Here is a 22,067-nt window from a genome sequence, read left to right as displayed (position 1 = left end):
CGACAGACACGGGCAAGGAGGGTGATCGTGGACGATCTGAGCCGGTTCAAGCAGACCTATTTCGACGAAAGCGCCGAATTGCTGGCGGTCGCCGAGGCTGGCTTGCTGCGCCTCTCCCCCGGCGACGTCGACATGGACGAGGTGAACGCGATCTTCCGCGCCGTCCATTCGATCAAGGGCGGCGGCGGCGCCTTTGGCTTCTCCGACTTGGTCGCCTTCTCGCACGAGTTTGAAACGGTGATGGACGAGGTGCGCAACAGCGCCATCCCCGTCACCACCGAACTGGTCGACACGTTGATCCGCGCCAACGACGTGTTGGCGCAAATGCTGGCCTACGCGGGCGAAGGGGTCGACGCGCCGCCCGGCGCCACCGACGACACGGTCGCCGCGCTGCGCCACGCCTTGGCGGCCAGCGGCGGCGGCGGCACGGCCAGCGCGGCGCCCCAGACGCCGCCGCCCGCAACCTCCGCCGTCAACGATGACGAAGACGACGAGGCCGGGATCTTCGGCGACGCGATGGCCGCGATCAACGCCGCCCGCGATTCCGAAGCCCCCTCGCCGCCCCCCGCCGACCGGGTGCGTTGGACCATCGTCTTCCGCCCCAAATCCGACCTTCTGCTGTCGGGCAACGAACCCGCCTACATGCTGCGCGCGCTGCGCCGCCTGGGCGACGCCGAGATCGTCTGTCATCTGGACGATCTGCCCAAACTGGCCGATCTCGACGCCGAGCTTCTGCATCTGTCCTGGACCATCACCCTGACCGCCGACGCCGAGGTCGGGCGCGAGCGGATCGACGACGTGTTCGAGTTTGTCGCCGACGAATGCGACATCCAGATCACCGCCGACGCGCCGCTGCCCGCCGTCATCGCTCCGCCGCCAAAACGCGACGCTCCGCCCAACACGCCGCCCGCGCTGAGCGAATCGGCTTTGGTTCCGCCAGGAGCGACGGCGGCCAAGACCGACGGAACCGCCAAACCGCGCGGCGCCGGAACCAACGGCGGCCCCGGAACCAACGGCGGCAGCGGCGGCGGCGAGCACGCCGGGTTGACCACCCACACCATCCGGGTCGATCTCGACAAGATCGACCGGCTGGTGAACATGGTCGGCGAAATGGTCATCACCCAGGCGATGATCGCCGAGCATCTGCGCGACGTCCCCCCCGGCCAGTTTCAGGAGTTGCAGGAGGGGTTGGAGCAGCTCGCCCAGCACACCCGCGAATTGCGCGAAAGCGTCATGTCGATCCGCGCTCAGCCGGTGTCGAGCGTCTTTTCCCGCATGCCCCGGCTGGTCCGGGAATGCGCCGCGCTGACCGGCAAAGAGGTTCAGCTCGCCACCTCCGGCGAAAACACCGAGGTGGACAAGACGGTGGTGGAAAACCTCGTCGATCCGCTGACCCACATGATCCGCAACTCCATCGACCATGGGCTGGAAAGCCCGGACGAGCGCGAACGCATGGGCAAGCCGCGCGCCGGAACCGTCCATCTGTCGGCGCAGCACCGCTCCGGCCGCATCGTCATCGAGGTGACGGACGACGGGCGCGGCATCAACCGCGCCAAGGTTCTGTCGAAGGCCATCGAAAAGGGGCTGGTGCAGCCCGGCGCCAGCATGACCGACGAGGAGATCGACCATTTGATCTTCCTGCCCGGCTTCTCCACCGCCGACCAGGTGTCGAACCTGTCCGGGCGCGGCGTCGGCATGGATGTGGTCCGGCGCAACATTTCCTCGCTCGGCGGGCGCATCGGCGTCTATTCGACGCCGGGCGAAGGCTCGCGCTTTGTCCTGTCGCTGCCGCTGACGCTGGCGGTGCTCGACGGCATGGTGATTTCGGTGGGGGAGGAACGCTTCGTCCTGCCGCTGACCAACATCGTCGAAAGCCTGCGGCCCAAGCCCGCCGACCTCCACGGGCTGGTCAACAAATGCGACGTCATCATGGCGCGCGGCGAGTATGTGCGGCTGGTCCATCTCCACCGCCTGTTCGGCATCCCCAAGGCCATCGACGACGCCACCAAGGGGCTGGTCGTGCTGGTGGAGACCGAAGACGGCTCGCGCCTGGGTCTGGTGGTGGACGAGGTGCTGGGGCAACAGCAGGTCGTCATCAAAAGCCTGGAATCCAACTTTCGCCGTCTGGACGGCGTCGCCGCCGCGACCATTCTGGGCGACGGGCGCGTCGCCCTGATCCTGGACGTCGCCGGTCTGCGGGAGATGAGCCGCCACAGCGGCGACAGCGCCAGCGGCGGCGGGCGATCTCCGGCCCCCGCCCTGCCCGCGCCAAAATCCGAATCACGTCAACGCCAAACGGTCTGAGGCCCAGTGATGAGCAGTTCCATGACACTCGCCACTGTCGGTGGCAGCCGCGCCGACGCTCTGTCCCTCAACGGGACGGAGGACCAGTATGTGTCCTTCACCGTCGGCGCCGAGGAATACGGTGTCAACATCCTTTCAGTAAGGGAAATACGCGGCTGGACACCGGAAAGCCGCTTGCCCAATCTGCCGGACTATGTCCGGGGCGTCATCAACCTGCGCGGCATCATCATTCCGATCTTCGACCTGCGCGCCCGTTTCGGCGGTGGCGCGACCGAGGTGACGAAACGCCACGTCGTGGTGGTGATGCAGGTGGGTGAACGCACGCGCGGCATTCTGGTGGACGCCATTTCCGACATTCTGGCCATCGGCCCGGAGTCGATCAAACCGCCGCCCGACGTGGACAGCGGCCTGATCGACGCCGAATATCTCAGCGGCCTCTACACCGCCGAGAACCGGATGGTCACGTTGCTGAACGTCGAAAAGCTGTTCTCCACCGAACATGGCGATCATGAACCGGCTTCCAACCGGGCCATCACCGCCAGCGCCTAAGCCGGTTTTCCGAGCCTGCCCATGTGTGGGCAGAGTTCGGAAAACCTGCCTAGACCCCTGACGCGTCCGCCAAGGCTTCAGCGCCGATTGTCGGGCATCGTCCAAAAAAAGCCGGAGGCGACGCATGACCACAAGCCGTTCAACCCCCACATCAACCAGCGCTGGTTCTTTTTTGAGCAATCTTGGCATCGCCAAGCGACTCTGGTTGGTCTTTGGTCTGCTGCTGGCCTTGATCGCCGTTCAACTGGGCATCGGCATATTGGGGCAGAACCGGCTGAATCACCGGCTCGATCTGGTGCTGAAGGCGGGGGATCTGGCGGTGTTCGCCAAGGATCTGGAAACCCGGTTGGCCAACCAGCGGATCCAAGGGCGGGATTTCATCTTCACCGGCGACGGCGCCGCTCTTGAGCGCCAGCGCGCCCAGCGCGCCGCTTTCGACAAGGCGATGACTGATCGGCAAGGCGCGCTGAAAGCGTCCCCGCAGGCGGCGGCCTTCGCCGAATTGGCCAAGCTGCACGCCGAGTATCACAACCAGTTCGAACTGGTCCGCGAATCCCGGCAGCGCTTCGACCGCACCCTGCGGGAGCGGATGGACCCAGTCGGCGCCCGTGTGACCGTCTTGCTGGAAGAGGTGATCGCCGCCACCGCCAACGACGACAAGAACGCGTCCTTGGATAGCCAGGAGTCGGCGAAACACTGGATTACCCTGCGCTTTTTCGCCAACCGGGCGCTTGGTCTGAAGGACGCCGCCGCCGCCGCCCAAGTCGAAGAGCAGGGTCAAGAACTGACCGAACATCTGGCCGGATTGATGACCACCTTCCGCGCCAACCCGGCCATGACCGCAACGTTGCGCGACATCGACGCGCGGGTGGTCGATTACCGGGCCGCCGTCAAAGACGCTCTGACGGAAAACGCCGCCATTGCGCAACGGGTCGCCGAGGTCGGCAAACTGGTCGTCCAGATCAACGACGCCATCGGCGGCATCGTCGCCGCGATCCAATCCAACCAAAAGGCGAACGAGGCCGCCGCTGAGCAGGAAGCGACCTTCAACACCCGTCTGTCGCTTGGCCTTGGCCTGCTGTCGCTGTTGATCGGCGTGGTCGCCGCCAACCGCATCGGCGCCTCGATCATCGGCCCGATCAACGGCGTCAAGGCGGTGATGACCGATCTGACCGCCGGCAAGCTGACCGTGACCGTGCCGCACACCGAGGCGCGCGACGAGTTGGGCGACATGGCCCGCGCCGTCGCCGCCTTCAAGGACGAGGCGGTGGACGCCGCCCGCTCGCGCATCGCGCTGGACCGGGTGTCGGCCAACATCATGATGGCCGACACCGACGGAAAAATTCTCTACGCCAACGGCTCGATCATGGACATGTTCCGCCACGCCGAGGCCGATCTGAGAAAGGCCCTGCCCGCCTTCGACACCAAGACCCTGTTGGGCCAAAATTTCGACCTGTTCCATCGCGACCCCGGCCATCAACGCCGTTTGCTCGGCAATTTGACCCAGACCTATCGCGGTTCCGCCAAGGCGGGCGGGCGCACCTTCCAGGTCGTCGCCAACCCGGTGGTCAGCCGCCAGGGGGAAAAACTCGGCACCGTCATCGAATGGCGCGACCTGACCGACGAGTTGGCCATTGAGGCCGAAATCGGCGGCATGGTGGAGCAGGCGGTGCGCGGCGACTTCTCCCACCGCATCGACCTGACCGACAAATCCGGCTTCTTCCGGCTGGTCAGCGAGGGCATCAACCGCCTGTCCGAAAACGTCTCCGCCGTCAGCGAAGAGCTGGCCGCCGCGTTGGAAACCCTGTCGCGCGGCGATCTGACCCGCCGCATCGAAAAAGATTACGAGGGCGTGTTCCAGCGCCTGAAGAATGATTTCAACAACACCGTCACCCAGCTTTCCGACACCGTGCAGCGCATCGACAGCGCGGCGGCCTCCATCGCCACCGCCAGCCGCGAGGTCGCGGCGGGCAGCCTCGACCTGTCGGAGCGGACCGAACAACAGGCCAGCAGCCTGGAAGAGACCGCCGCCAGCATGGAAGAGTTGGCCGCCACCGTACGGTCGAACGCCGACAACGCCCAACAGGTCAACAGCTTCGCCACCGACGCCCGCGCCGCCGCCGCGCGCGGCGGCCAAGTCGCCGGCAACGCGGTCGACGCGATGCGACGGATTGAGCAATCCTCGCAAAAGATTTCTGACATCATCGGCGTCATCGACGAAATCGCCTTCCAAACCAACCTTTTGGCTCTGAACGCGGCGGTCGAGGCGGCGCGGGCGGGCGACGCCGGACGCGGCTTCGCCGTGGTGGCGCAAGAGGTTCGGCAATTGGCCCAACGCTCGGCCCAGGCGTCGAAGGAGATCAAGGCGCTCATCCTGGACAGCGGCGCGCAGGTCCGCGAAGGAGTCGATCTGGTGCGGTCGGCGGGCAACGCGCTGACCGAGATCGTCACCGGCATTGGCCGCGTCGCCGATCTGGTCAGCGAAATCGCGCGCGCCACCAACGAACAGGCTTCCGGCCTGGACGAGGTCAACATCGCCGTCGCCCAGATGGACGAAATGACCCAGAAAAACGCCGCGCTGGTCGAGGAAAGCACCGCCGCCGCCCGCTCGCTGGAAGAGCAGGCCGATCAACTGCGCGAACAGATGACCTACTTCACCCTGGAACGCCGCCCCGGCGACAGCCGCCGCGCCCGCGCCCGCGCCTGAAGACCAACCCGCCATCTATGACCGAAACCCTGCCTCCTCCAGATCGCCCGACCGCCGACGCCAGCCGCCCCGCAGCCTTGGGACGGTGGCGGAGCTGCGGAACACCCGTGAGTTCCGGTTCGAGCGGCATCATTTCGACCTGATCGCCCGCCTGCTCCACCAGTTGGCGGGGATCGCGCTCGCCGCCCACAAGGTCGAGATGGTGTACGCCCGGTTGGCGCGGCGCTTGCGCGACCTGCGCCTGCCCGATTTCGACGCCTATTGCGACCTGCTGCAAAGCGAGGCGGGAGCCGACGAAATAGGCTTTCTGGTCAACGCGTTGACCACCAACCTGACCAGCTTCTACCGCGAAGCCCATCATTTCGACTTTCTCGAACGCACGGTTCTGCCCGGCATCCGAGACCGCAACGCCGGGCAGCCCAAACCCCGCCTGCGGATCTGGTCGGCGGGCTGCTCGTCCGGGCCGGAGCCTTACACCATCGCCATGGTCCTCGCCTCGACCATGGGGGCGGAACTGCGGCGCTGGGACGCCCGCATTCTGGCCACCGACATCGACACCCATATGGTGGAAGCCGCCCGACGCGGCGTTTACAACGCCGACGGCGCGTCCGGCATTCCCCCGGCCATCCGGTCCCGCTACACCCAGGCGACCACGCTGAACGGCGAACCGGCCATCGCCATGACCGACGAGTTGAAGCGGCTCATCACCGTCAAGCCGCTCAACCTGCTGGAACGCTGGCCGATGTCGGGGCCGTTCGACGCGATCTTCTGCCGAAACGTCCTGATCTATTTTGACCGTCCCGGCCGCACCCAGGTGATCGAAAGCTTCGCCCGCATGATCGGCAGCGGCGGCTATCTGTTTCTGGGGCATTCCGAAAGCCTTTACGGCGTTTCCGACAGCTTCCGTCAGGCTGGCCCCACCATCTACCAACGGGTGTGAGCATGGCCCGCCCCCGCCCGCCTGGATTTCCGCCTGGATTTCCACCCGACGAGACGACGCCACGAAAACACGGCGCATCCGCCAGAGAGCTGAGCGGCGGTCAACGCCACAACAGGGCGCTCGGGGCGGACACCATCAAGGTCTTTCTGGGCGACCACGCCATCAGCGAGCGGGCCGACGTGATGATGGCGACGACGCTGGGATCCTGCGTGTCCGCCTGCATCCACGATCCGGTGCGCGGCGTCGGCGGGATGAATCACTTTCTCCTGCCCGATCTGCCGGAATCGGAGTTGGAGGGCGACGGGGCGTCGGCGCGCTATGGCTCGGTCGCCATGGAGCGGCTCATCAACGACCTGCTGGCGCAAGGGGCCGAGAAGCGGCGCTTGCAGGTCAAGCTGTTCGGCGGCGCCCGCGTCATCGAATCCAGCTACGACATCGGCGGCATGAACAGCCGCTTCGCCATCAACTATGTGCGGGTCGAGGGGCTGATCCTGGCCGGGCATGATCTGGGCGGCGCGGCGGCTCGCCGCATTCACTATTTTCCACACTCGGGCCGGGCGCTGCGCCGTATGCTGAATCCAACCACGGTTGTGGATACGATCACACAGGAGCGCCATTTCATGTCCAATCTGCGGCGCGACCCCATTGAGGGCGACATGGAATTGTTCACCCCCGACCCTTCGGGAGACGCCTGACCCATGACCCGAGCGATCCGCGTCGTCATCGTCGATGACAGCGCCCTCATGCGCGAGATGCTGAAAGACATCCTTGACCGCGAGCCGGGCATCGAGGTGGTGGGCGTCGCCCGCGATCCTTTCGAGGCGCGCGAGATCATCAAGGCGACCAACCCCGACGTCATCACCCTGGACGTCGAAATGCCGAAAATGGACGGCCTGTCCTTTCTGGAAAAGATCATGACCCTGCGCCCGACGCCGGTCATCATGATCTCGTCCCTGACCCGCGAGGGATCGGACGCCGCCATCCGCGCGCTGGAGTTGGGAGCGATTGATTGCCTGGCCAAGCCCGGCGGTTCCGACGGCAAGGGGTTCGAGCAGACGGGCCGCGAACTGGTCTCCAAGATCATGGTGGCCGCCACCGCGCGCCTGTCGATGCGCCGCGCCGCCCCCACGACGACCACCTTGCCCACGCCGCGCCGGGCCGGATCGGGCAACCGCTTGATCGCCATCGGCGCGTCCACCGGCGGGGTCGAGCGCATCCGCGACGTCCTGGCCGCCATGCCCGCCGATTGCCCGCCCATCGTCATCACCCAGCATATGGGACCGAGCTACGTCCCCAGCTTCGCCGCGCGGCTTGACCGGATTTCCGCGCCCAGCGTCCAGGTCGCCAGCCACGGCGCCCGACTGGCCCAGGGCGTCGTCTTCATCGCCCCCGGTGATCGCCATCTGGCCATCGTCCGCGATTCCCAGGGCTTCGTCTGCCACATTCAGGACACCCCGCCGGTCAGCGGCCATCGCCCATCGGTGGACGTGCTGTTCGCCTCGGTCGCCAAGGCCGCCGGGGCCAACGCGGTGGGCGTCATCCTGTCCGGCATGGGGCGCGACGGCGCCATCGGCATGAAGGCCATGCGCGACGCGGGCGCCCACACCATTGGCGAGCAGGAATCAAGCTGCGTCGTTTATGGAATGCCACGCGCCGCCAAAGACAGCGGCGGGGTGGTGATCGAGTTGCCCCTGTCCCACATCCCCGCCGAAATGATGCGCGCCTTCGACGCCATCGGCGACCGCCCCCGCACCGCCTGACGCGGGTGATTTTAGGAGCTTTGACATGTCGTTTGACGGCGCCACGCCACACCTGACGCCCGCCGCCACGCCAGCCGCCGATGACCCCAAAGGCACGGTCACGGTGTCCAGCGACCTTCTGTCCACCTGGATGGGCTTTGCCGACGTCCAGCGCCGCACGCTGGGCGTGGTGCAGACCGAGCTGGCCCGCACCTCCCAGCATGTCGAGGACGCGACGCTCGACCTGTCCGCGCGCTTCCGCATCCTGGCGGAAAAAGCCATGGAGCAGTCCGAACGCGTCGCCCAGATCGTCGCCGTCGCGGGAACCGTCCGCATCGACGACGAACAGGTGCCGCTGGACCAGTTGGTCGTCGGCATGCAGGACATGATCACCGACATGGTGAGCAACATCGTCACCCTGTCGCGCCACGCCATGAGCATGGTCTATCTGCTGGACGACGTGCAAAAGGACGTGGTCGAGCTGGAAAAATCCATCGGCGACATCGACGTCATCAACCGGCAAACCAATTTTCTGGCGCTCAACGCCACCATCGAAGCCAGCCGGGCGGGCGAAGCCGGACGCACCTTCGCGGTTGTCGCCCAGGAGGTCCGCCACCTGTCCCACTCCACCGGCGATTTGGCCAAACGGATGCGCAGCAAGATCACGGCGGTGGTCAAGGGCGTGCGCAACGGCCACGAGATCCTGCGCCAGATCGCCAACACCGACATGTCGCCGCAAATGCTGGCCAAGGAGCGGGTCGACAAGACGATGGACAGTCTGGTCGAACAGACCACCCATTTCCAGAGCGTGCTGGAAACCGCCGCCAGCGTGTCGGCGGACATGTCGTCCACCATCGCGCGCGTCATCACCGGCATGCAATTCCAGGATCTGACCAAGCAGCGGATTGAGGGAATCAACGACAGTTTGGCGATCATGAGCGCCGGTCTGGACGAGTTGGAAGGCCAGATCCGCGCCGAGGTTCCATCCAGCATCGGCGCCCGCGAACCCCAGGAATGGCTCAACAGTTTGCTCAACCGCTTCACGCTCAGCGAAATGCGCGGGCGCTTTGTCCGCAAGCTTCTGTTGGAAGGCACCGCGCTGGACGAAAATGGCGTGCTTGACGTGGACGTTTCCCATAGCGACAGTGCCGGTGGCGACATCGAACTGTTTTGACCAAAAGCCATTTTTGGTTGAGAAACGACGTTTTCGGGGGTGGGCATGGATTACGGCATCGAACAACGGGACCAAGAGGCGGCCGTCCGCCTGCGTGGCCGCCTGACCTTCAACGATCACGCCAAATTGCGCGCGCTGATCGGAGAGATGAAGCAAAACAAGGCCAAGCGTCAGGTGCTGGACCTGTCGTCGCTGGAGTTCGTCGATTCCGCCGGAATCGGCATGCTGCTGATCGCGCGGGAAGAGATGGTCGCCGCCACCAAGGAGTTGGTGCTGCGCGGCGCGGTCGGGCAGGTCAAGCGGGTGTTGACCGTGGCGCAGATCGGCAAGATCGTCACCATCGAGGACTGAGGCTGTTGGTCGTCCAGACGCCCCCTCCCCGGACCCGCTTCGCCGCCCTGCATGGTCTGGCGATGGCCGATGACCGGCTGGCGCGGTGCGCGACATGGCTTGGCTTGCCATCGAGACGCGGCAAGCGCGACAGCGGCCCGACCCTGGCCTTGCTGGACGGCCCACAGGGCGCGACGGAGGCCGCCGCTTGGTTGCCGCCGATCACCGCCTGGATCGAACCCACAGCGGGCGACGACGCCCAGCCATCCTTGACCCTGCTGACGACGCGGGCCGGGTCGGTTGATCTCTACATCAACGTGACGACGCAAACCGCCAACAACCTGCATCTGGCCGAACGCATCTTAAACGCGCTGGCCGCGCGCCATCCCCTGCCGCAGGACCGGCGCGAGGATCTGGAACTGGCGCTGCACGAAGCGATCAGCAACGCCCTGGTCCACGGCAATCTGGAAGTCGCGGGCATGAAGGAGTTGAGCGCCGCCGAGTTGGAGCGGTTTTCGCGCGACCTTGTCCAACAAATGGCCAACCCGATCTTGTCGCAACGGCGGCTGGAGGTCGCCGTCACCCTGGAAGCGACCGCTATGGCGGTGGAGGTCGCGGATGAAGGAAACGGCTTCCAGCCCACGCCCATGGACTGTCATGGCGCGTCGGGCCGTGGCCTGAATTTGATCGCCACCGTCGCCGATTCCATTGAATTGCAGGACGGCGGCCGCCGCATTCGCATGAGGTTCGCGCTGTGAGCGTCTTCCGCCCAGCGCTGAGCGGCGACGCCGAAGCGGCAGCCCGCGCCGCCATTCTCGATTGCCCGATCCTGGTGGTCGACGACACCGCGTTCAACCGCACCCTGATCGGCGCCTTTTTGGCCGAGGCCGGGTTCCGCAACGTCTTCTTCGCCAAAGACGGGCTGGAGGCGCTGGAGAAAATCGCCGAGCGGCCGCCCGATTTGTTGATCCTCGACATCATGATGCCGGGCATGGACGGCTTCGAGGTCTGCCGCCGCCTGCGCGCCGATCCCGAACACGCGGATCTGCCGATCCTGGTGCAAACCTCGCTGACGTCGAGCGAGGACCGCAACAAGGCCTTCATCGCCGGAACCACCGATCTGGTGTCCAAACCGCTCGACCGCACCGAACTGCTGGCCCGCGTGCGCATCCATCTGGAAAGCCGGGTGCTGATCCGCCATCTGCAAAGCTACCGGGCGCGGGTGGAAGGCGAGTTGGCCATCGCCCGCTCCATGCACGAGCATCTGTTGCCCTCCCCCACCCTGTGCGCCACGCTGGGATCCTTGGCCGGGGTGACTCTGCGCTCCCACACCGAAATTTCGGCCAATTTGGGCGGCGATCTCTGGGGGATCGTGCCGCTGGACGATTGCCGCCTGGGGGTGTTCCTGCTGAACATGTCCGGGCAGGGCGTCTCGGCGGCGATGAACGCCTTTCGCATGCACACCCTGCTGCACGAGCTGGCGACCGACCATGGCCTTGATCCCGCCGCCATGCTGGCGACGTTGAACGAGCGCGCCGTCGATCTGTTGGAAGAGGGGCAGCACGCCACGGTGATCTATGGGGTGATCGACGGCGACGCGGGACAGTTCGTCTACGCCGCCGCCGATTCCGCACCGCCCATGCTGCTGCCCGCCGATGGCGTGGAGCCGCGATTCGGCGAGGCGGGCGGGCTGGCGGTTGGCCTTGCCCCCGGTTCCCGCTACCAAACCGAAACGCTGCCGCTGCCGCCCGGCGCGGTGTTGGCGCTCTATTCGGTGGCGGTGCTGCAAGCCCTGGACGCGGGCGGCACCGGAATCGGGCTGGGCTGGGTGATTGGCCGCGCCGTGGCGGAGGGTGGCGGCGCGGATGGTTTCGCCAGCGTCGTCCGTTCGCTGACCTTTGCCCTGGGCAGCGCCAGCCGTGACGACCACACGCTGGTTTGGATTGAACGGAGCCGCCCGTGACCTCCCCCCCCTCGATCTTGCCCGCCCAATTGCGCGGCGCTCTGACTGGGCTGGAGAACGCCCGCGTTCTGGTGGTGGACGACAACCGGATCAACCGCAACCTGCTGCTGGCGCTGCTGGAACGCGGTGGAATCCATCAGGTTGAGCAGGCCGAGGATGGCAACGACGGTCTGGCGCGGCTTGAGATGTTTAATCCCGACCTGATCCTGCTGGATCTGATGATGCCGCGCCTGGATGGGTTCGAGATGTGCAAGCAATTGCGCGGCGATCCCCGCTGGAAAAACCTGCCGGTCCTGGTGCAATCGAGCCTGAACCGGGCGGAAGACCGCGCCCGCGCCTTCGCCGCCGGGGCGACCGACTATGTGACCAAGCCAATCAACGCTGTGGAGTTGCTGGCCCGCGTCCGCATCCACTTGCACAAACGCGCCCTGCTGCACGATCTGGAGCAGTATCACAGCCGGGCGGAACGCGAATTGGCGCTCGCCCGCAGCATGCAGGAACGGCTGCTGCCCAGCCCAGCGCGGCTGACCAGCACCGAAGACTCCCTGGGCATCGCCATCAGCGCTCATTTCGCCCCGTCATCGGAACTGGGCGGCGATTTTTGGGGCAAGCGGCGGCTGCTCGATGGACGGCTGGCCGTCTATCTGGTCGATTTTTCCGGCCATGGCGTCGGCGCCGCGCTCAACACCTTCCGCCTGCACGCCATTTGCCAACAGCTCGCCGCCATCAGCGACGAGCCGGCGGAGTTTCTGGCGGCGGTCAACAAGCGGTTGTGCGGGCTGCTGCCCAGCGGCCAGTTCGCCACCATGCTGGCCGGGGTGATCGACCCAACAGCCGGGGTCTTCCACTACGCCTCGGCGGGGGCCACCGCGCCGATGGTCTGGGCGCCCGGCGACAACGCCCCCCAACTGGGCGACGGCGCCGGCCTGCCGCTCGGCCTGTTGGCGTCGATTCAGTATGACAGCCGCAGCTTGCCCCTGCCGCCCGGCGGGCGGCTGTTCCTCTACTCCGACGCCGCCATCGAAATTCCGCTGGGCGGCGACGTTCTCGACGAGGCCGGGCTTGCCGCCATGGTCGCCCGCCGCATCGGCGAGGAGGACGGCGCCCGTTTCCTGGACGGTCTGCTCGACGAGTTGCGGGCCACCGGCCCGATTGACGATGATTTGACCGCGCTGGTGTTGACCCGCAAACGGTGACGTTCTCTTCCCACCAAACCGCGCCCAAACAAAAAGGCCGCCCCCGAGGGAGCGGCCTTTCCGTTGTGCGACCGAAGCCGACCGATCAGCGCGAATAGAATTCGACGACCAGGTTCGGTTCCATCTGGACGGGGTACGGCACGTCGGCGAGCAGCGGCGCGCGGACGAAGCGGCCCTTCAGGGCGCCGCCGTCAACTTCCAGATAATCGGGGATGTCACGCTCGCCCGAGGCGGCGGCTTCCAGGATCAGGGCCATCTGCTTCGACTTGGCCTTCACCTCGACAACGTCGTTGTCCTTCAGGCGGGCCGAGGCGATGTTCAGACGACGACCATTCACCAGGATGTGGCCATGGTTGATGATCTGGCGGGCGGCGAACGGAGTCGGCGCGAACTTCATGCGGTAGACCACGGCGTCCAGACGACGCTCCAGCAGACCGATCAGGTTCTCGCCGGTGTCGCCCTTGCGACGGACGGCTTCGGCGTAAATGCGGCGGAACTGCTTCTCGCCAATGTTGCCGTAGTAGCCCTTCAGCTTCTGCTTGGCCATCAGCTGCAAGCCGTAATCCGACGGCTTCTTGCGGCGCTGACCATGCTGGCCGGGGCCATACTCGCGCTTGTTCAGCGGGCTTTTGGAACGGCCCCAGAGGTTGACGCCAAGGCGGCGGTCAATTTTAAACTTGGATTCTTGACGCTTGCTCATAACGAACTGCCTCGTTGATGCACGAGTTGATGTTGTCCCGGTAGTTCCATCCCCTTGCGGCGACGGACGGGGCGCAAACGCTACGCGCGCCCGCTTTCCCAGGAGGTGAAGGCGCGCACTATACGCATCCTTCGTCGTGAGTCAAACACCGCGTCTCTGCGCGGCGCGCCATGCACCGTTGCGCCGTCGCCAGCGCGTTGCCCCGCTTGCGCCGCGCGCCGCTTTGCGCTCCCCTGCCCGTCGCGGGAATGGACGGACAAGGACGAAGGCGATGGAGCGGGTGGAATGCGTGGTGGTCGGGGCCGGGGTGGTCGGCTTGGCGATCGCCCGGCGGCTGGCGCAGGCCGGGCGCGAGGTCATCCTGTTGGAGGCCGCCGACGCCATCGGCACGGGAACCAGCTCGCGCAATTCAGAGGTGATCCACGCGGGCATCTATTACCCCACCGGCAGCCTGCGCGCCCGGCTGTGCGTCGCCGGGCGGGACGCGCTCTATGAGTATTGCCGCGCCCATGGGGTGGAGCATCGCCGTGTCGGCAAGCTGATCGTCGCCAGCGACGACAGCCAATTGCCGAAGCTCGACGCCATCCGGGCGCAGGCAATCGCCAACGGCGTCACCGATCTGCGCCCCATCGACGCCGCCACCGCGAAAGGCTGGGAACCCAATCTGCGCGTCGCGGGCGCTCTCGTCTCCCCCTCAACCGGGATCATCGACAGCCACGGGCTGATGCTGGCCCTGTTGGGCGACGCCGAGGACGCGGGGGCCATGCTGGCGCTGCTCAGCCCGCTGGAGCGCAGCCACCGCGCGCCCGACGGCTTCGTTCTGGAGGTTGGCGGGGCCGAACCGATGCGGCTGGGCTGCGCCACGCTGGTCAACGCCGCCGGGTTGGGGGCCTGGGCGGTGGCCGCCGGGCTGGAGGGCTTCCCCGCCGACCAGATTCCGCCCCGCGTGCTGGCCAAGGGCAGCTATTACGCGCTGGGCCAGGGCCGTTCGCCCTTTTCCCGTCTGATCTATCCGGTGCCGGTCGATGGCGGGCTGGGCGTCCATCTGACGCTCGACCTCGCCGGACAGGCGCGCTTTGGCCCGGACGTCGAATGGCTCGGCGACCCAGCGACCACGCCCAGCGGCGGCGGCGTCGATTACGCCGTCGATCCGGCGCGGGCCGAAAGCTTTTACGACTCGGTGCGCGCCTATTGGCCGGGGCTGCCCGATGGCGCGCTGGTTCCCGCCTATTCCGGCGTTCGCCCGAAGCTGAGCGGCCCTGGTCAGCCCCAGCGGGATTTCCTGCTGCAAGGGCCGGAGACTCATGGGATTCCCGGTCTGGTCAACCTGTTCGGCATCGAATCGCCGGGCCTGACCTCGTGCTTGGCCATCGCCGACGCGGTGGCCGAACTGGCCGGTGTTGTCGATCCCTGACGGAGATCCTTGACCCCGGCCCCCCATCTCCCAATCTAATGTCAGGACAGCGCCGAACATGTTTGGGCTGCCGTTTCGCCGGGCGCCGGAAACGGGCCTTTGATTGTGCAACTCGCTCGCGTCAAGAGGAGGATGCGCCATGACGACCACACGTCTGTCCCTGTTCAACAGCCCGCTGCTGTTGGGCTTCGACCAGTTCGAGCGCACGCTCGACCGGATCGCCAAGAATTCCGCCGAGGGCTATCCGCCCTACAACATCGAGCAGATCGGCGATGACGGTCTGCGCATCACCCTGGCGGTCGCTGGTTTCACGTCCGAGGATCTGTCGGTGCAGATCGAGGACAACCAACTGGTCATCCGAGGCCGCCAAGGCGACGACAAGTCGCGAATCTACCTGCATCGCGGCATCGCCGCCCGTCAGTTCCAGCGCAGCTTCGTGCTGGCCGACGGGATCGAGGTGATCGGCTGCTCGCTCGACAACGGCTTGCTGAACATCGATCTGACCCGCCCGCTGCCCGAACCGAAGGTGCGGACGATCAAAATCGAACAGCCCGGCGTCGCCCCCGGCGCCGCCCCGCAGACCATCGACGTCGCCGCCGACCGCAACGAAGGCTGACCGCGCACGACGGAACACGTCCAACACACTCCGTTTCGCGGCCCGCCGGATCTTTGGGGGCCGCAAAGGATCACCATCATGATGAACAGCACGCTCGACCATCTGCGCCAGCTTTCCGTCCAGGATTTTGCGACCTTCGGCGTCGATCACCTCGCCTATGTCCGCCCGATCCAGGTCGATGGCGCGCCCGCCTTTTCCATCCACGCCGCCGACGGGGCGCAACTCAGCGTTCTGCCGCAGCGCGAGGTCGCCTTCGCCGCCATCCGGCAGAACGACATGGAGCCGATGAGCGTCCATTGACGCAAAATCCGGCCCGCACGCTCGCGAAAAGGCCGGTTCCTGCGCGGGGACCGGCCTTTGTCACAACAGGAAACCGCGTGCGCCCCTAATGGTTTTGCGTCGCAAATCGTGGCATCTGGATCCTTGCCACAGGAATCGTCTGCTGTATGGTGCAGCCACACGATGACGGTTTCGTAACACGCTGCACGTTTTGGGAGAGACCCGGGTGAACGGCGACGCAAGCCCTGCCGAAGCGAGCGCGGAATCCGATGCAGCCCCCCACGCCGACACGCCCAAACGCCGGGCGTCGGACGACGAGGCGCGCGATTCGCTGCACATTCTGCCCCTGTCCAGCATCCCGTTGGAAACCCCCGGTCTTCAGCACGCCCGGCTCATCAAGAATGTCCGGCTCCAGACCGTCGTCGAGATGTTTCGCGACAGCCAAACCGGCAGCGGTCAGGTGATTCCCCGCCACATCCCCGCCTATTTCGAATCCTACAAGGACGAGATCGAACGCGATCTGGTGAAAATCGAGAAGATCGCCACCGCGTCCAGCTTTGACGTTTATTCCTCGCGCATTGAGTTGCGGCGGCTGAAGATCGACGTGAACAACGTCGAATGCCTGACCTTGTCGGACCGCAAGAAGGCGGAACTGACCAATTACATGCGCGTCTTCACCCGCCCGTTGATGGAGTATGTCTATGGGCAGGAAGAGATCCAGGTCGCCGACGTCAGCGACATCATCCGCATGTTCGCCACCCCCAACCGGGACGAGGCGCTGCGCAACCTGCGCATGATGGCCGACCGGCTCGACATCGAACTGACCGAGATTCCGCAGTTTCTTGAAGAGTATGGCGACATCTTCCTGTCGCTGGCCTATTTCCGCAAATGCCTGGACGAAATCGTCCCGGAGGTCCAACGCTTCGTCACCTGGATGGGCGAAATCCGCACCTCGGCCGAGGTCAAGCGCGACCAGCGTCAAATGAAACTGCTGGACGACATCGCCCGCGATCTGACCGACATCTCAACCTCGATCACCGGGCGTTTTGAAAGCTTCGACAATCGGTCGAAGGATTTTTGGAGCGACATCAACGCCGACACCTTCCGCACCATCCGCGAGCTGATCGCCTCGCACCATGTCACCATCGGCGGCGTGCTGTGCGGTTTGGCGGTGAAGATGGATTTGTGGAAAAGCCGCTTTCAACGCGGCGGCGGCGGCCCCAACCGCCGCATGGAGTTCGTGAAGTCGGAAATCCTGCCCGGCCTGTCGCACATCAAGGCGCTGGAAAATTCGGCGCGCACCGGGCACAGCTAAGCCACGTTCTTCCACACAGGCGGCCCCATGCCCAACAGCGACCACGCCCGTCTTGACCCTGTGGCCCGTCTTGACCACGTCAATGTGATTGTGCGCGACATGGACCGCGCCGTCGCCTTTTACAGCGCCGTCTTCGCCATGACGGAGACGCTGCGCAAAACCCTGTCCGGCCCCTGGTTCGAGGCGCTGCTGGAGCGCCCCGGCGCGACCGCCGACTGCGTGATCCTGGTGGACGCCAGCAAGCGGCTGCGCATCGAGTTGTTGCGCTTTCCCGAACGGACCGGCGCGCCCGACGGGCCGCAGGCCATCGGCCATTTCGCCGTGGCGGTGGACGACATCGCGACGACGCGCGCCCGCGCCCTGGCGGCGGGCGCCGTCGCCGTCGGCCCAATCGTCACCGTGCCCGACAGCGTCCTGCCGCGCGGCAAGCTGATGTGCTACCTGCGCGATCCCGACGGCGCGCTGTTCGAGTTGGCGCAATACCCCCAGCCGCTGCCCTCCGGCGTCTGAAATTTGTCCGGCGCGCCCCCCTGGGAACCTCCGCGTCCGCCCCCATATGCACGGGCGGTTCAACAATGACGGAGTATTCCCATGGGCCTGTTCGACAAGTTCAAAGGCGCCGCCCCGCTGGACATCACCCCCCGCCGCGCTTTGGCGGTGGCCCTGATCCAATGCATGGCTTCGGATGGTGAGATCGACCCGGAAGAGGTCGCGCATCTCGTCTCCGTCCTTGGCCGCAACGCGACGCGCGACGAGTTGGACCGCTGCCTGAAGCACGCCCGCAGCACGCCGCCCGCCACTTTCCTGCAAGAGGTGACGCCCAAGCTGAACCAACAGCAGCGCCTGTGCATCCTGCTGAACATGATCGACAGCGCCATGGCCGATGGCGAGGCCGAACCGGGCGAACGCGATCTCATCATCCAGTACCAGCGCGCCTTCGGCTTCGACGACGCGACGATGGAGCCGTATTTCAACGCGCTGGTCGCCAAGAACGAACGCGCGGTTCTGGACGTCTGACACCGTTGGGCGAATTTTCGTCCAGCGGCGCCAACCTCCTGACAGCACGCTGTCAGGAGGGGGGGCGTACAAAGGGTTCGTGCCGGCACGCACCCTGTTTACGACCCTCCCTCTTTTGTCAGGAGCCTGTTCCCATGATGTCCCCCAACGTCGCCGTCTGGTTCGAGATTCCCGTCAGCGACCTCGCCCGCGCCATCGGCTTTTACGAAACGGTCTTCGCCGTCACCTTGAGCCAAAGCGGATGCCCGAGCGGCATGCCGATCCGTCTGGCCCTGTTCCCCGCCGAAAAGGACGCCGTCACCGGCTGTCTGATCGAGCATGAGGACGCCAAGCCCGGCGGCGACGGCCCCGTGATTTATCTGAACGGCGGCTCTGATCTGTCGGAACCGCTGGCCCGCGCCGAGGCCGCCGGCGCCCGGATCGTCGTGCCCAAGACGCCGATCACCCCCGAACTCGGTTTCTTCGCGCAACTCATCGACAGCGAAGGCAACCGCATCGGCCTTCATTCGCTGAACTGACGCCCCGCCATGCGCCGCGCCGACCGCCTGTTCGACATCGTGCAACTGCTCCGCAAGGGGCGGTTGATGACGGCGAGCGATCTGGCGCGGCGCTTGGAGGTGTCGGAGCGCACCATCTACCGCGATATCCGCGACCTCGCCGCCTCCGGCGTTCCGGTGGAGGGCGAGGCCGGAGTCGGCTATCTGCTGCGCGACGGCTATGATTTGCCGCCGCTGATGTTCACCCGCGACGAGGTGGAGGCGCTGGTGGTCGGCGCCCGGCTAGCCCGCGCCTGGACCGGCGGCGAATTGGCCGCCGCCGCCGCCCGCGTGCTGGACAAGGTCGAAGCGGTGGTGCCGGAGGCCCGGCGGCGCGAGTTGGCCGACAGCCGCCTGTTCGCGCCCGATTTCTTCCCGCCCCCGCTGCGCGAGCGCATGGACCAACTGCGCGCGGCGATCAACGAACGCCGGGTCGCGCTGTTTGAGTATCAGCGGGAGGATGGAACCAGATCGGCCCGCGCCGCGCATCCGCTCGGCCTCTATTTCTGGGGCCGGGTGTGGACCTTGGCCGCCTGGTGCGAGCTGCGCCAGGAGTTCCGCAATTTCCGCATCGACCGTATGGACGGCTTGCAGATATTGGAGCGCGGGTTTGAGGACACGCCGGGTCGGCGACTCTCCGATTTTCTGGCGGCCTGCGACGCCCTGGATTGACCGGCGCGCTTGGTGGCGTCGGAACGGCGCCCGCGTGCCGCGATTCCGCTTGACCGCGCCGATGGTTGCGCGACTCTCCCGACGTCGTCGGCACTTTTCCGAAGCGGTCTATCTTGCGGATTCTTGTTTTCGCGCCCCGCCGCCCCCTCCCGCGTTCGGTGGACCGTTTGGGAGTCCGCCGATGATCCCGTCGGCGCTGCGGGAGCGGCTGGCCCGACGCCTGCCGGTTCTGAGCGTCAGCGTCGCGGCGCTGACCGTTCTGGGGCCATTCGGCACCTTTCAGGACATGAGCCTGTCCGGGCGGTTGGCCTATTGGGGCGGCCTGCTGCTGGCCGGAACCCTGGAATTCGACCTTGTCATCCTGATGGCCCGGCGGGTGTTGGGCAACCACGCGCGACGCTGGCCCTGGACGCTGGCGGCGGCGATCTTGACCGTCAGCCTGATCCAAACCGTGATCGTCGCGGCCCTGGAGCAACAGCGCCGGGGCGTGACTGTCGTCTCACCATCAAGTCTGGCGGAACTTTATGGTTATGTTCTGGTCATCACTCTGCTGGTCTCCGCCGTGCCGATCTGGCTGGAGTTGCGGCGCCATGGCCTGATCGACGCCCGGTCCACGCCGCCATCAACGGTCGCACCGCCCGCCGTCACCCCGGAGACCACCCCCGCGTCGCCGCTGAACGCCGCCCCCTTCCTCGACCGCATCCCGGCCAAATTGGGCCGTGATCTGCTGGCCTTGGAGATGGAGGATCATTACATCCGCGTTCACACCCGGCTCGGCAGCGATCTGATTCTGCTGCGGTTGCGCGACGCCGTCGCCGAATTGACCGGAATCGACGGCTTGCAGGTCCACCGCTCGCATTGGGTGGCCGCCAGCGCTGTGGCGACGGCTGAGCGGAACGCCGACGGCAAGTTGACGCTGATTCTGACCGACGGTCGGCGCGTTCCGGTCAGCCGACGTTGCAACGCCGCCGTGCGCGCCGCCGGATGGGCGGAGCGCGACGGCGGCGCGTCACACACACAGAGCTGAGAGGCTTTACGACTTGCTGGACAGCAGCGCGGCGCTGCGCGCGGTCAGCAGAGCCGAGGCCTGGTTGGCCGCCACGCGGGCGCGGGCATCGTCCAACCACGGACCGTAAGCCTGGGCCGCCGCGCCTTCCAGCGAACCGAGCAGTTCGACCGCCGCGACCAGATCGCCCGAGGCCAACAGAACGCCCGTCTGCTCCAGCACCATCGCGGCCTTGCGGGCCTCGCCACCGCTGAAGGACACGACGCGCAGCAGGTCGGCGGCGCTGTAGAGCGCCGACCACAATTGATCGACAATGCCCGGACCAGCGTCCACCACAACCGTCTCATCCGTGGCGGCGGAGTCCGCCGGAGCGGCGGCGTCCGCCGAAGCGGGCGCATCCGCCGCCGGGGCGGCGGGCGTGGCCGGAGCGGCGGCGACCGGAGCGGCGGGAGCGGCGGCGGCTTGGGCTTCAGCGGCGGCCTTGGCCTCTTCGGCGGCGGCGCGCAAATCGGCGGCCAGCGCGTCCGGCACGATCAAGACAAAGCTTTCGGCCAGAGCGTCAAAGGTCGGAATGCCGGTCGCGGCGCGCGGAACCAGGGCGTCCAGCGCCTTCTTCAACGGATCGTCGGCGACGCCCGAGGCGCGAACCGCCACCAATTCCGCCGCGAACGGATCGGAATCATCCAACGCCGAGGTCAGTTGCGCGATCGCCAGCGCGCCAAACGCCTTGGGGTCGGGCAACGCGGCGATCTTGCGGTCGAGCGACGCCAGCGTGCCTTCCAACGCGGTGATGCGGTCGGCCAACGGCCCACCGGCGGCGGTCGCCGCGCCAAGGCGGGTTTCAACCGACGTCACACGCTCGTCCAGGGCGCGGCTGGCGACCACCTGCCGCTTGAATTGAGGGGACCACAGCGGCGTGGTCGCCGCCGCCGCCAGACCGGCGGTCGCCAGCACCACCGCAACCGTCGCCAGAAGGCCACCGGACGACCGGGCCGGGGGCGGAGCCGGAATGAAGGCGGGCTGAGAGATGGAGGCAGTGGTCGGCTTTTCGACCGCGTCGCTGGGAGCAGAGGACACAACGGTCTCCATGACAGGGGTGACGATGACAGGGGAAGCGGCGGGAACCGCAACGGGTGGGAGCGCAGGGTCTGCCACGGGGGCGGGCGACGCTGGGGAAACGGGCGCTTGATCGGCCACCGGCGAAGCGGCGATGGCCTCGACGACGGACGGGGCTTCGACGACCACCGGACTCTCGACTGGAGCTTCGACGGCAGGGATTTCAGGGGCGGGGATTTCAGGGGCGGAAGCTTCGGACGCGGGCGGCGCGTCGGCGGGCGGAGCCTCAACGGGAACCGTTTCGGCGGACACAGCCTCGACGCGTTCGGAAACCACAGCCTCTTCAGGAACGGCGACCACCGCGACCGGCGGCGCCTCGTCCGCCGCGACAGCGACGACCGGCTCCACCACCACAGCGGGGGCCTCCACGGCCTCGACCGTGACCGCGACCGGCGGGGCGTCAACCGGCGTCGCTTTCGCCTTTGATTTCGCCCGCGTCTTGACGGTCGGCGGGGCGGCGTCGCTGGGGGTGAGGTTGTCGCGCAACGAAGGGC

The 22,067-nt window shown here is 66.5% G+C and carries 21 protein-coding genes and 1 pseudogene; 20 read left to right on the top strand and 2 right to left on the bottom strand.

Going from position 1 to position 22,067, the window contains the following annotated elements; genetic code table 11:
• The first annotated feature begins 27 nt into the window (after positions 1-27).
• From D3877_RS01525 to D3877_RS01475, 11 genes and pseudogenes are all read left to right on the top strand, one after another.
• Positions 28-2,304 carry a chemotaxis protein CheA gene (locus D3877_RS01525; protein WP_119830711.1) on the top strand — a complete coding sequence of 759 codons (2,277 nt, stop codon included), beginning with the start codon at positions 28-30 and terminating at the stop codon, positions 2,302-2,304.
• A 21-nt stretch (positions 2,305-2,325) separates the two neighbouring features.
• Complete coding sequence (locus D3877_RS01520; RefSeq protein WP_238474675.1) at positions 2,326-2,853, top strand: chemotaxis protein CheW; 528 nt, start codon at positions 2,326-2,328, stop codon at positions 2,851-2,853.
• Positions 2,854-2,977: 124 nt separating this feature from the next.
• Positions 2,978-5,560 carry a methyl-accepting chemotaxis protein gene (locus D3877_RS01515; RefSeq protein ID WP_119829029.1) on the top strand — a complete coding sequence of 861 codons (2,583 nt, stop codon included), beginning with the start codon at positions 2,978-2,980 and terminating at the stop codon, positions 5,558-5,560.
• A gap of 85 nt (positions 5,561-5,645) precedes the next feature.
• Positions 5,646-6,500, top strand: a complete 855-nt coding sequence (locus D3877_RS01510) for a CheR family methyltransferase (RefSeq protein WP_238474674.1) — start codon at positions 5,646-5,648, stop codon at positions 6,498-6,500.
• 2 nt (positions 6,501-6,502) lie between these two features.
• A complete protein-coding gene (locus tag D3877_RS01505) occupies positions 6,503-7,195 on the top strand; it encodes a chemotaxis protein (protein WP_119829027.1) in 693 nt (230 codons plus the stop codon).
• A 3-nt stretch (positions 7,196-7,198) separates the two neighbouring features.
• A complete protein-coding gene (locus D3877_RS01500) occupies positions 7,199-8,260 on the top strand; it encodes a protein-glutamate methylesterase/protein-glutamine glutaminase (RefSeq protein ID WP_119829026.1) in 1,062 nt (353 codons plus the stop codon).
• 472 nt (positions 8,261-8,732) lie between these two features.
• Positions 8,733-9,413 (top strand): annotated as a pseudogene (locus D3877_RS30960) (methyl-accepting chemotaxis protein); the annotation flags it as partial.
• Positions 9,414-9,458: 45 nt separating this feature from the next.
• On the top strand, positions 9,459-9,764 hold the full coding sequence (locus D3877_RS01490) for an STAS domain-containing protein (protein WP_119829024.1): 306 nt from the start codon (positions 9,459-9,461) through the stop codon (positions 9,762-9,764).
• A gap of 5 nt (positions 9,765-9,769) precedes the next feature.
• Positions 9,770-10,501 (top strand): ATP-binding protein, encoded by a 732-nt coding sequence (locus tag D3877_RS01485; RefSeq protein WP_119829023.1) that lies wholly within the window; start codon positions 9,770-9,772, stop codon positions 10,499-10,501.
• Positions 10,498-11,706, top strand: a complete 1,209-nt coding sequence (locus D3877_RS01480) for a fused response regulator/phosphatase (protein ID WP_238474673.1) — start codon at positions 10,498-10,500, stop codon at positions 11,704-11,706. Before D3877_RS01485 ends, D3877_RS01480 begins: the two co-directional genes overlap by 4 nt.
• Positions 11,703-12,902, top strand: a complete 1,200-nt coding sequence (locus D3877_RS01475; RefSeq protein WP_238474672.1) for a PP2C family protein-serine/threonine phosphatase — start codon at positions 11,703-11,705, stop codon at positions 12,900-12,902. Before D3877_RS01480 ends, D3877_RS01475 begins: the two co-directional genes overlap by 4 nt.
• A gap of 85 nt (positions 12,903-12,987) precedes the next feature.
• Here D3877_RS01475 and rpsD read toward each other — a convergent pair whose 3' ends face one another.
• Positions 12,988-13,602 (bottom strand): 30S ribosomal protein S4, encoded by a 615-nt coding sequence (rpsD, locus tag D3877_RS01470; protein WP_119829021.1) that lies wholly within the window; start codon positions 13,600-13,602, stop codon positions 12,988-12,990.
• A gap of 271 nt (positions 13,603-13,873) precedes the next feature.
• On the opposite strand from rpsD, the gene D3877_RS01465 reads away from it, so the two are divergent.
• From D3877_RS01465 to D3877_RS01425, 9 genes are all read left to right on the top strand, one after another.
• Entirely contained in the window at positions 13,874-15,016 is a 1,143-nt protein-coding gene (locus tag D3877_RS01465; protein ID WP_119829020.1) for an NAD(P)/FAD-dependent oxidoreductase, read from the top strand.
• A 139-nt stretch (positions 15,017-15,155) separates the two neighbouring features.
• Entirely contained in the window at positions 15,156-15,632 is a 477-nt protein-coding gene (locus D3877_RS01460; protein WP_119829019.1) for an Hsp20 family protein, read from the top strand.
• A 78-nt stretch (positions 15,633-15,710) separates the two neighbouring features.
• On the top strand, positions 15,711-15,932 hold the full coding sequence (locus D3877_RS01455) for a DUF1150 family protein (protein WP_119829018.1): 222 nt from the start codon (positions 15,711-15,713) through the stop codon (positions 15,930-15,932).
• A 205-nt stretch (positions 15,933-16,137) separates the two neighbouring features.
• The gene (locus tag D3877_RS01450) at positions 16,138-17,226 is read left to right on the top strand and encodes a hypothetical protein (protein ID WP_119829017.1); all 1,089 of its coding nucleotides are present in this window, start codon (positions 16,138-16,140) and stop codon (positions 17,224-17,226) included.
• A 27-nt stretch (positions 17,227-17,253) separates the two neighbouring features.
• Entirely contained in the window at positions 17,254-17,736 is a 483-nt protein-coding gene (locus D3877_RS01445; protein ID WP_119829016.1) for a VOC family protein, read from the top strand.
• Positions 17,737-17,817: 81 nt separating this feature from the next.
• Positions 17,818-18,243, top strand: coding sequence for a tellurite resistance TerB family protein (locus tag D3877_RS01440; RefSeq protein WP_199720667.1), 426 nt, complete (start codon positions 17,818-17,820; stop codon positions 18,241-18,243).
• A 134-nt stretch (positions 18,244-18,377) separates the two neighbouring features.
• Positions 18,378-18,761, top strand: coding sequence for a VOC family protein (locus D3877_RS01435; protein ID WP_119829015.1), 384 nt, complete (start codon positions 18,378-18,380; stop codon positions 18,759-18,761).
• A gap of 9 nt (positions 18,762-18,770) precedes the next feature.
• Positions 18,771-19,451 carry a helix-turn-helix transcriptional regulator gene (locus D3877_RS01430; protein WP_119829014.1) on the top strand — a complete coding sequence of 227 codons (681 nt, stop codon included), beginning with the start codon at positions 18,771-18,773 and terminating at the stop codon, positions 19,449-19,451.
• Positions 19,452-19,632: 181 nt separating this feature from the next.
• Positions 19,633-20,478, top strand: a complete 846-nt coding sequence (locus D3877_RS01425; RefSeq protein WP_119829013.1) for a LytTR family DNA-binding domain-containing protein — start codon at positions 19,633-19,635, stop codon at positions 20,476-20,478.
• Positions 20,479-20,484: 6 nt separating this feature from the next.
• Here the strand turns inward: D3877_RS01425 and D3877_RS01420 are convergent, their stop codons facing one another.
• Entirely contained in the window at positions 20,485-22,059 is a 1,575-nt protein-coding gene (locus tag D3877_RS01420) for a ribonuclease E domain-containing protein (protein ID WP_147395070.1), read from the bottom strand.
• Between the last annotated feature and the right edge of the window lie 8 nt (positions 22,060-22,067).

Source organism: Azospirillum cavernae (genome assembly GCF_003590795.1).
GTDB classification, from domain to species: Bacteria; Pseudomonadota; Alphaproteobacteria; order Azospirillales; family Azospirillaceae; genus Azospirillum; species Azospirillum cavernae.
The sequence above is the reverse complement of the archived record's forward strand: the minus strand, read 5'-3'. Positions and strand labels throughout refer to the sequence as shown.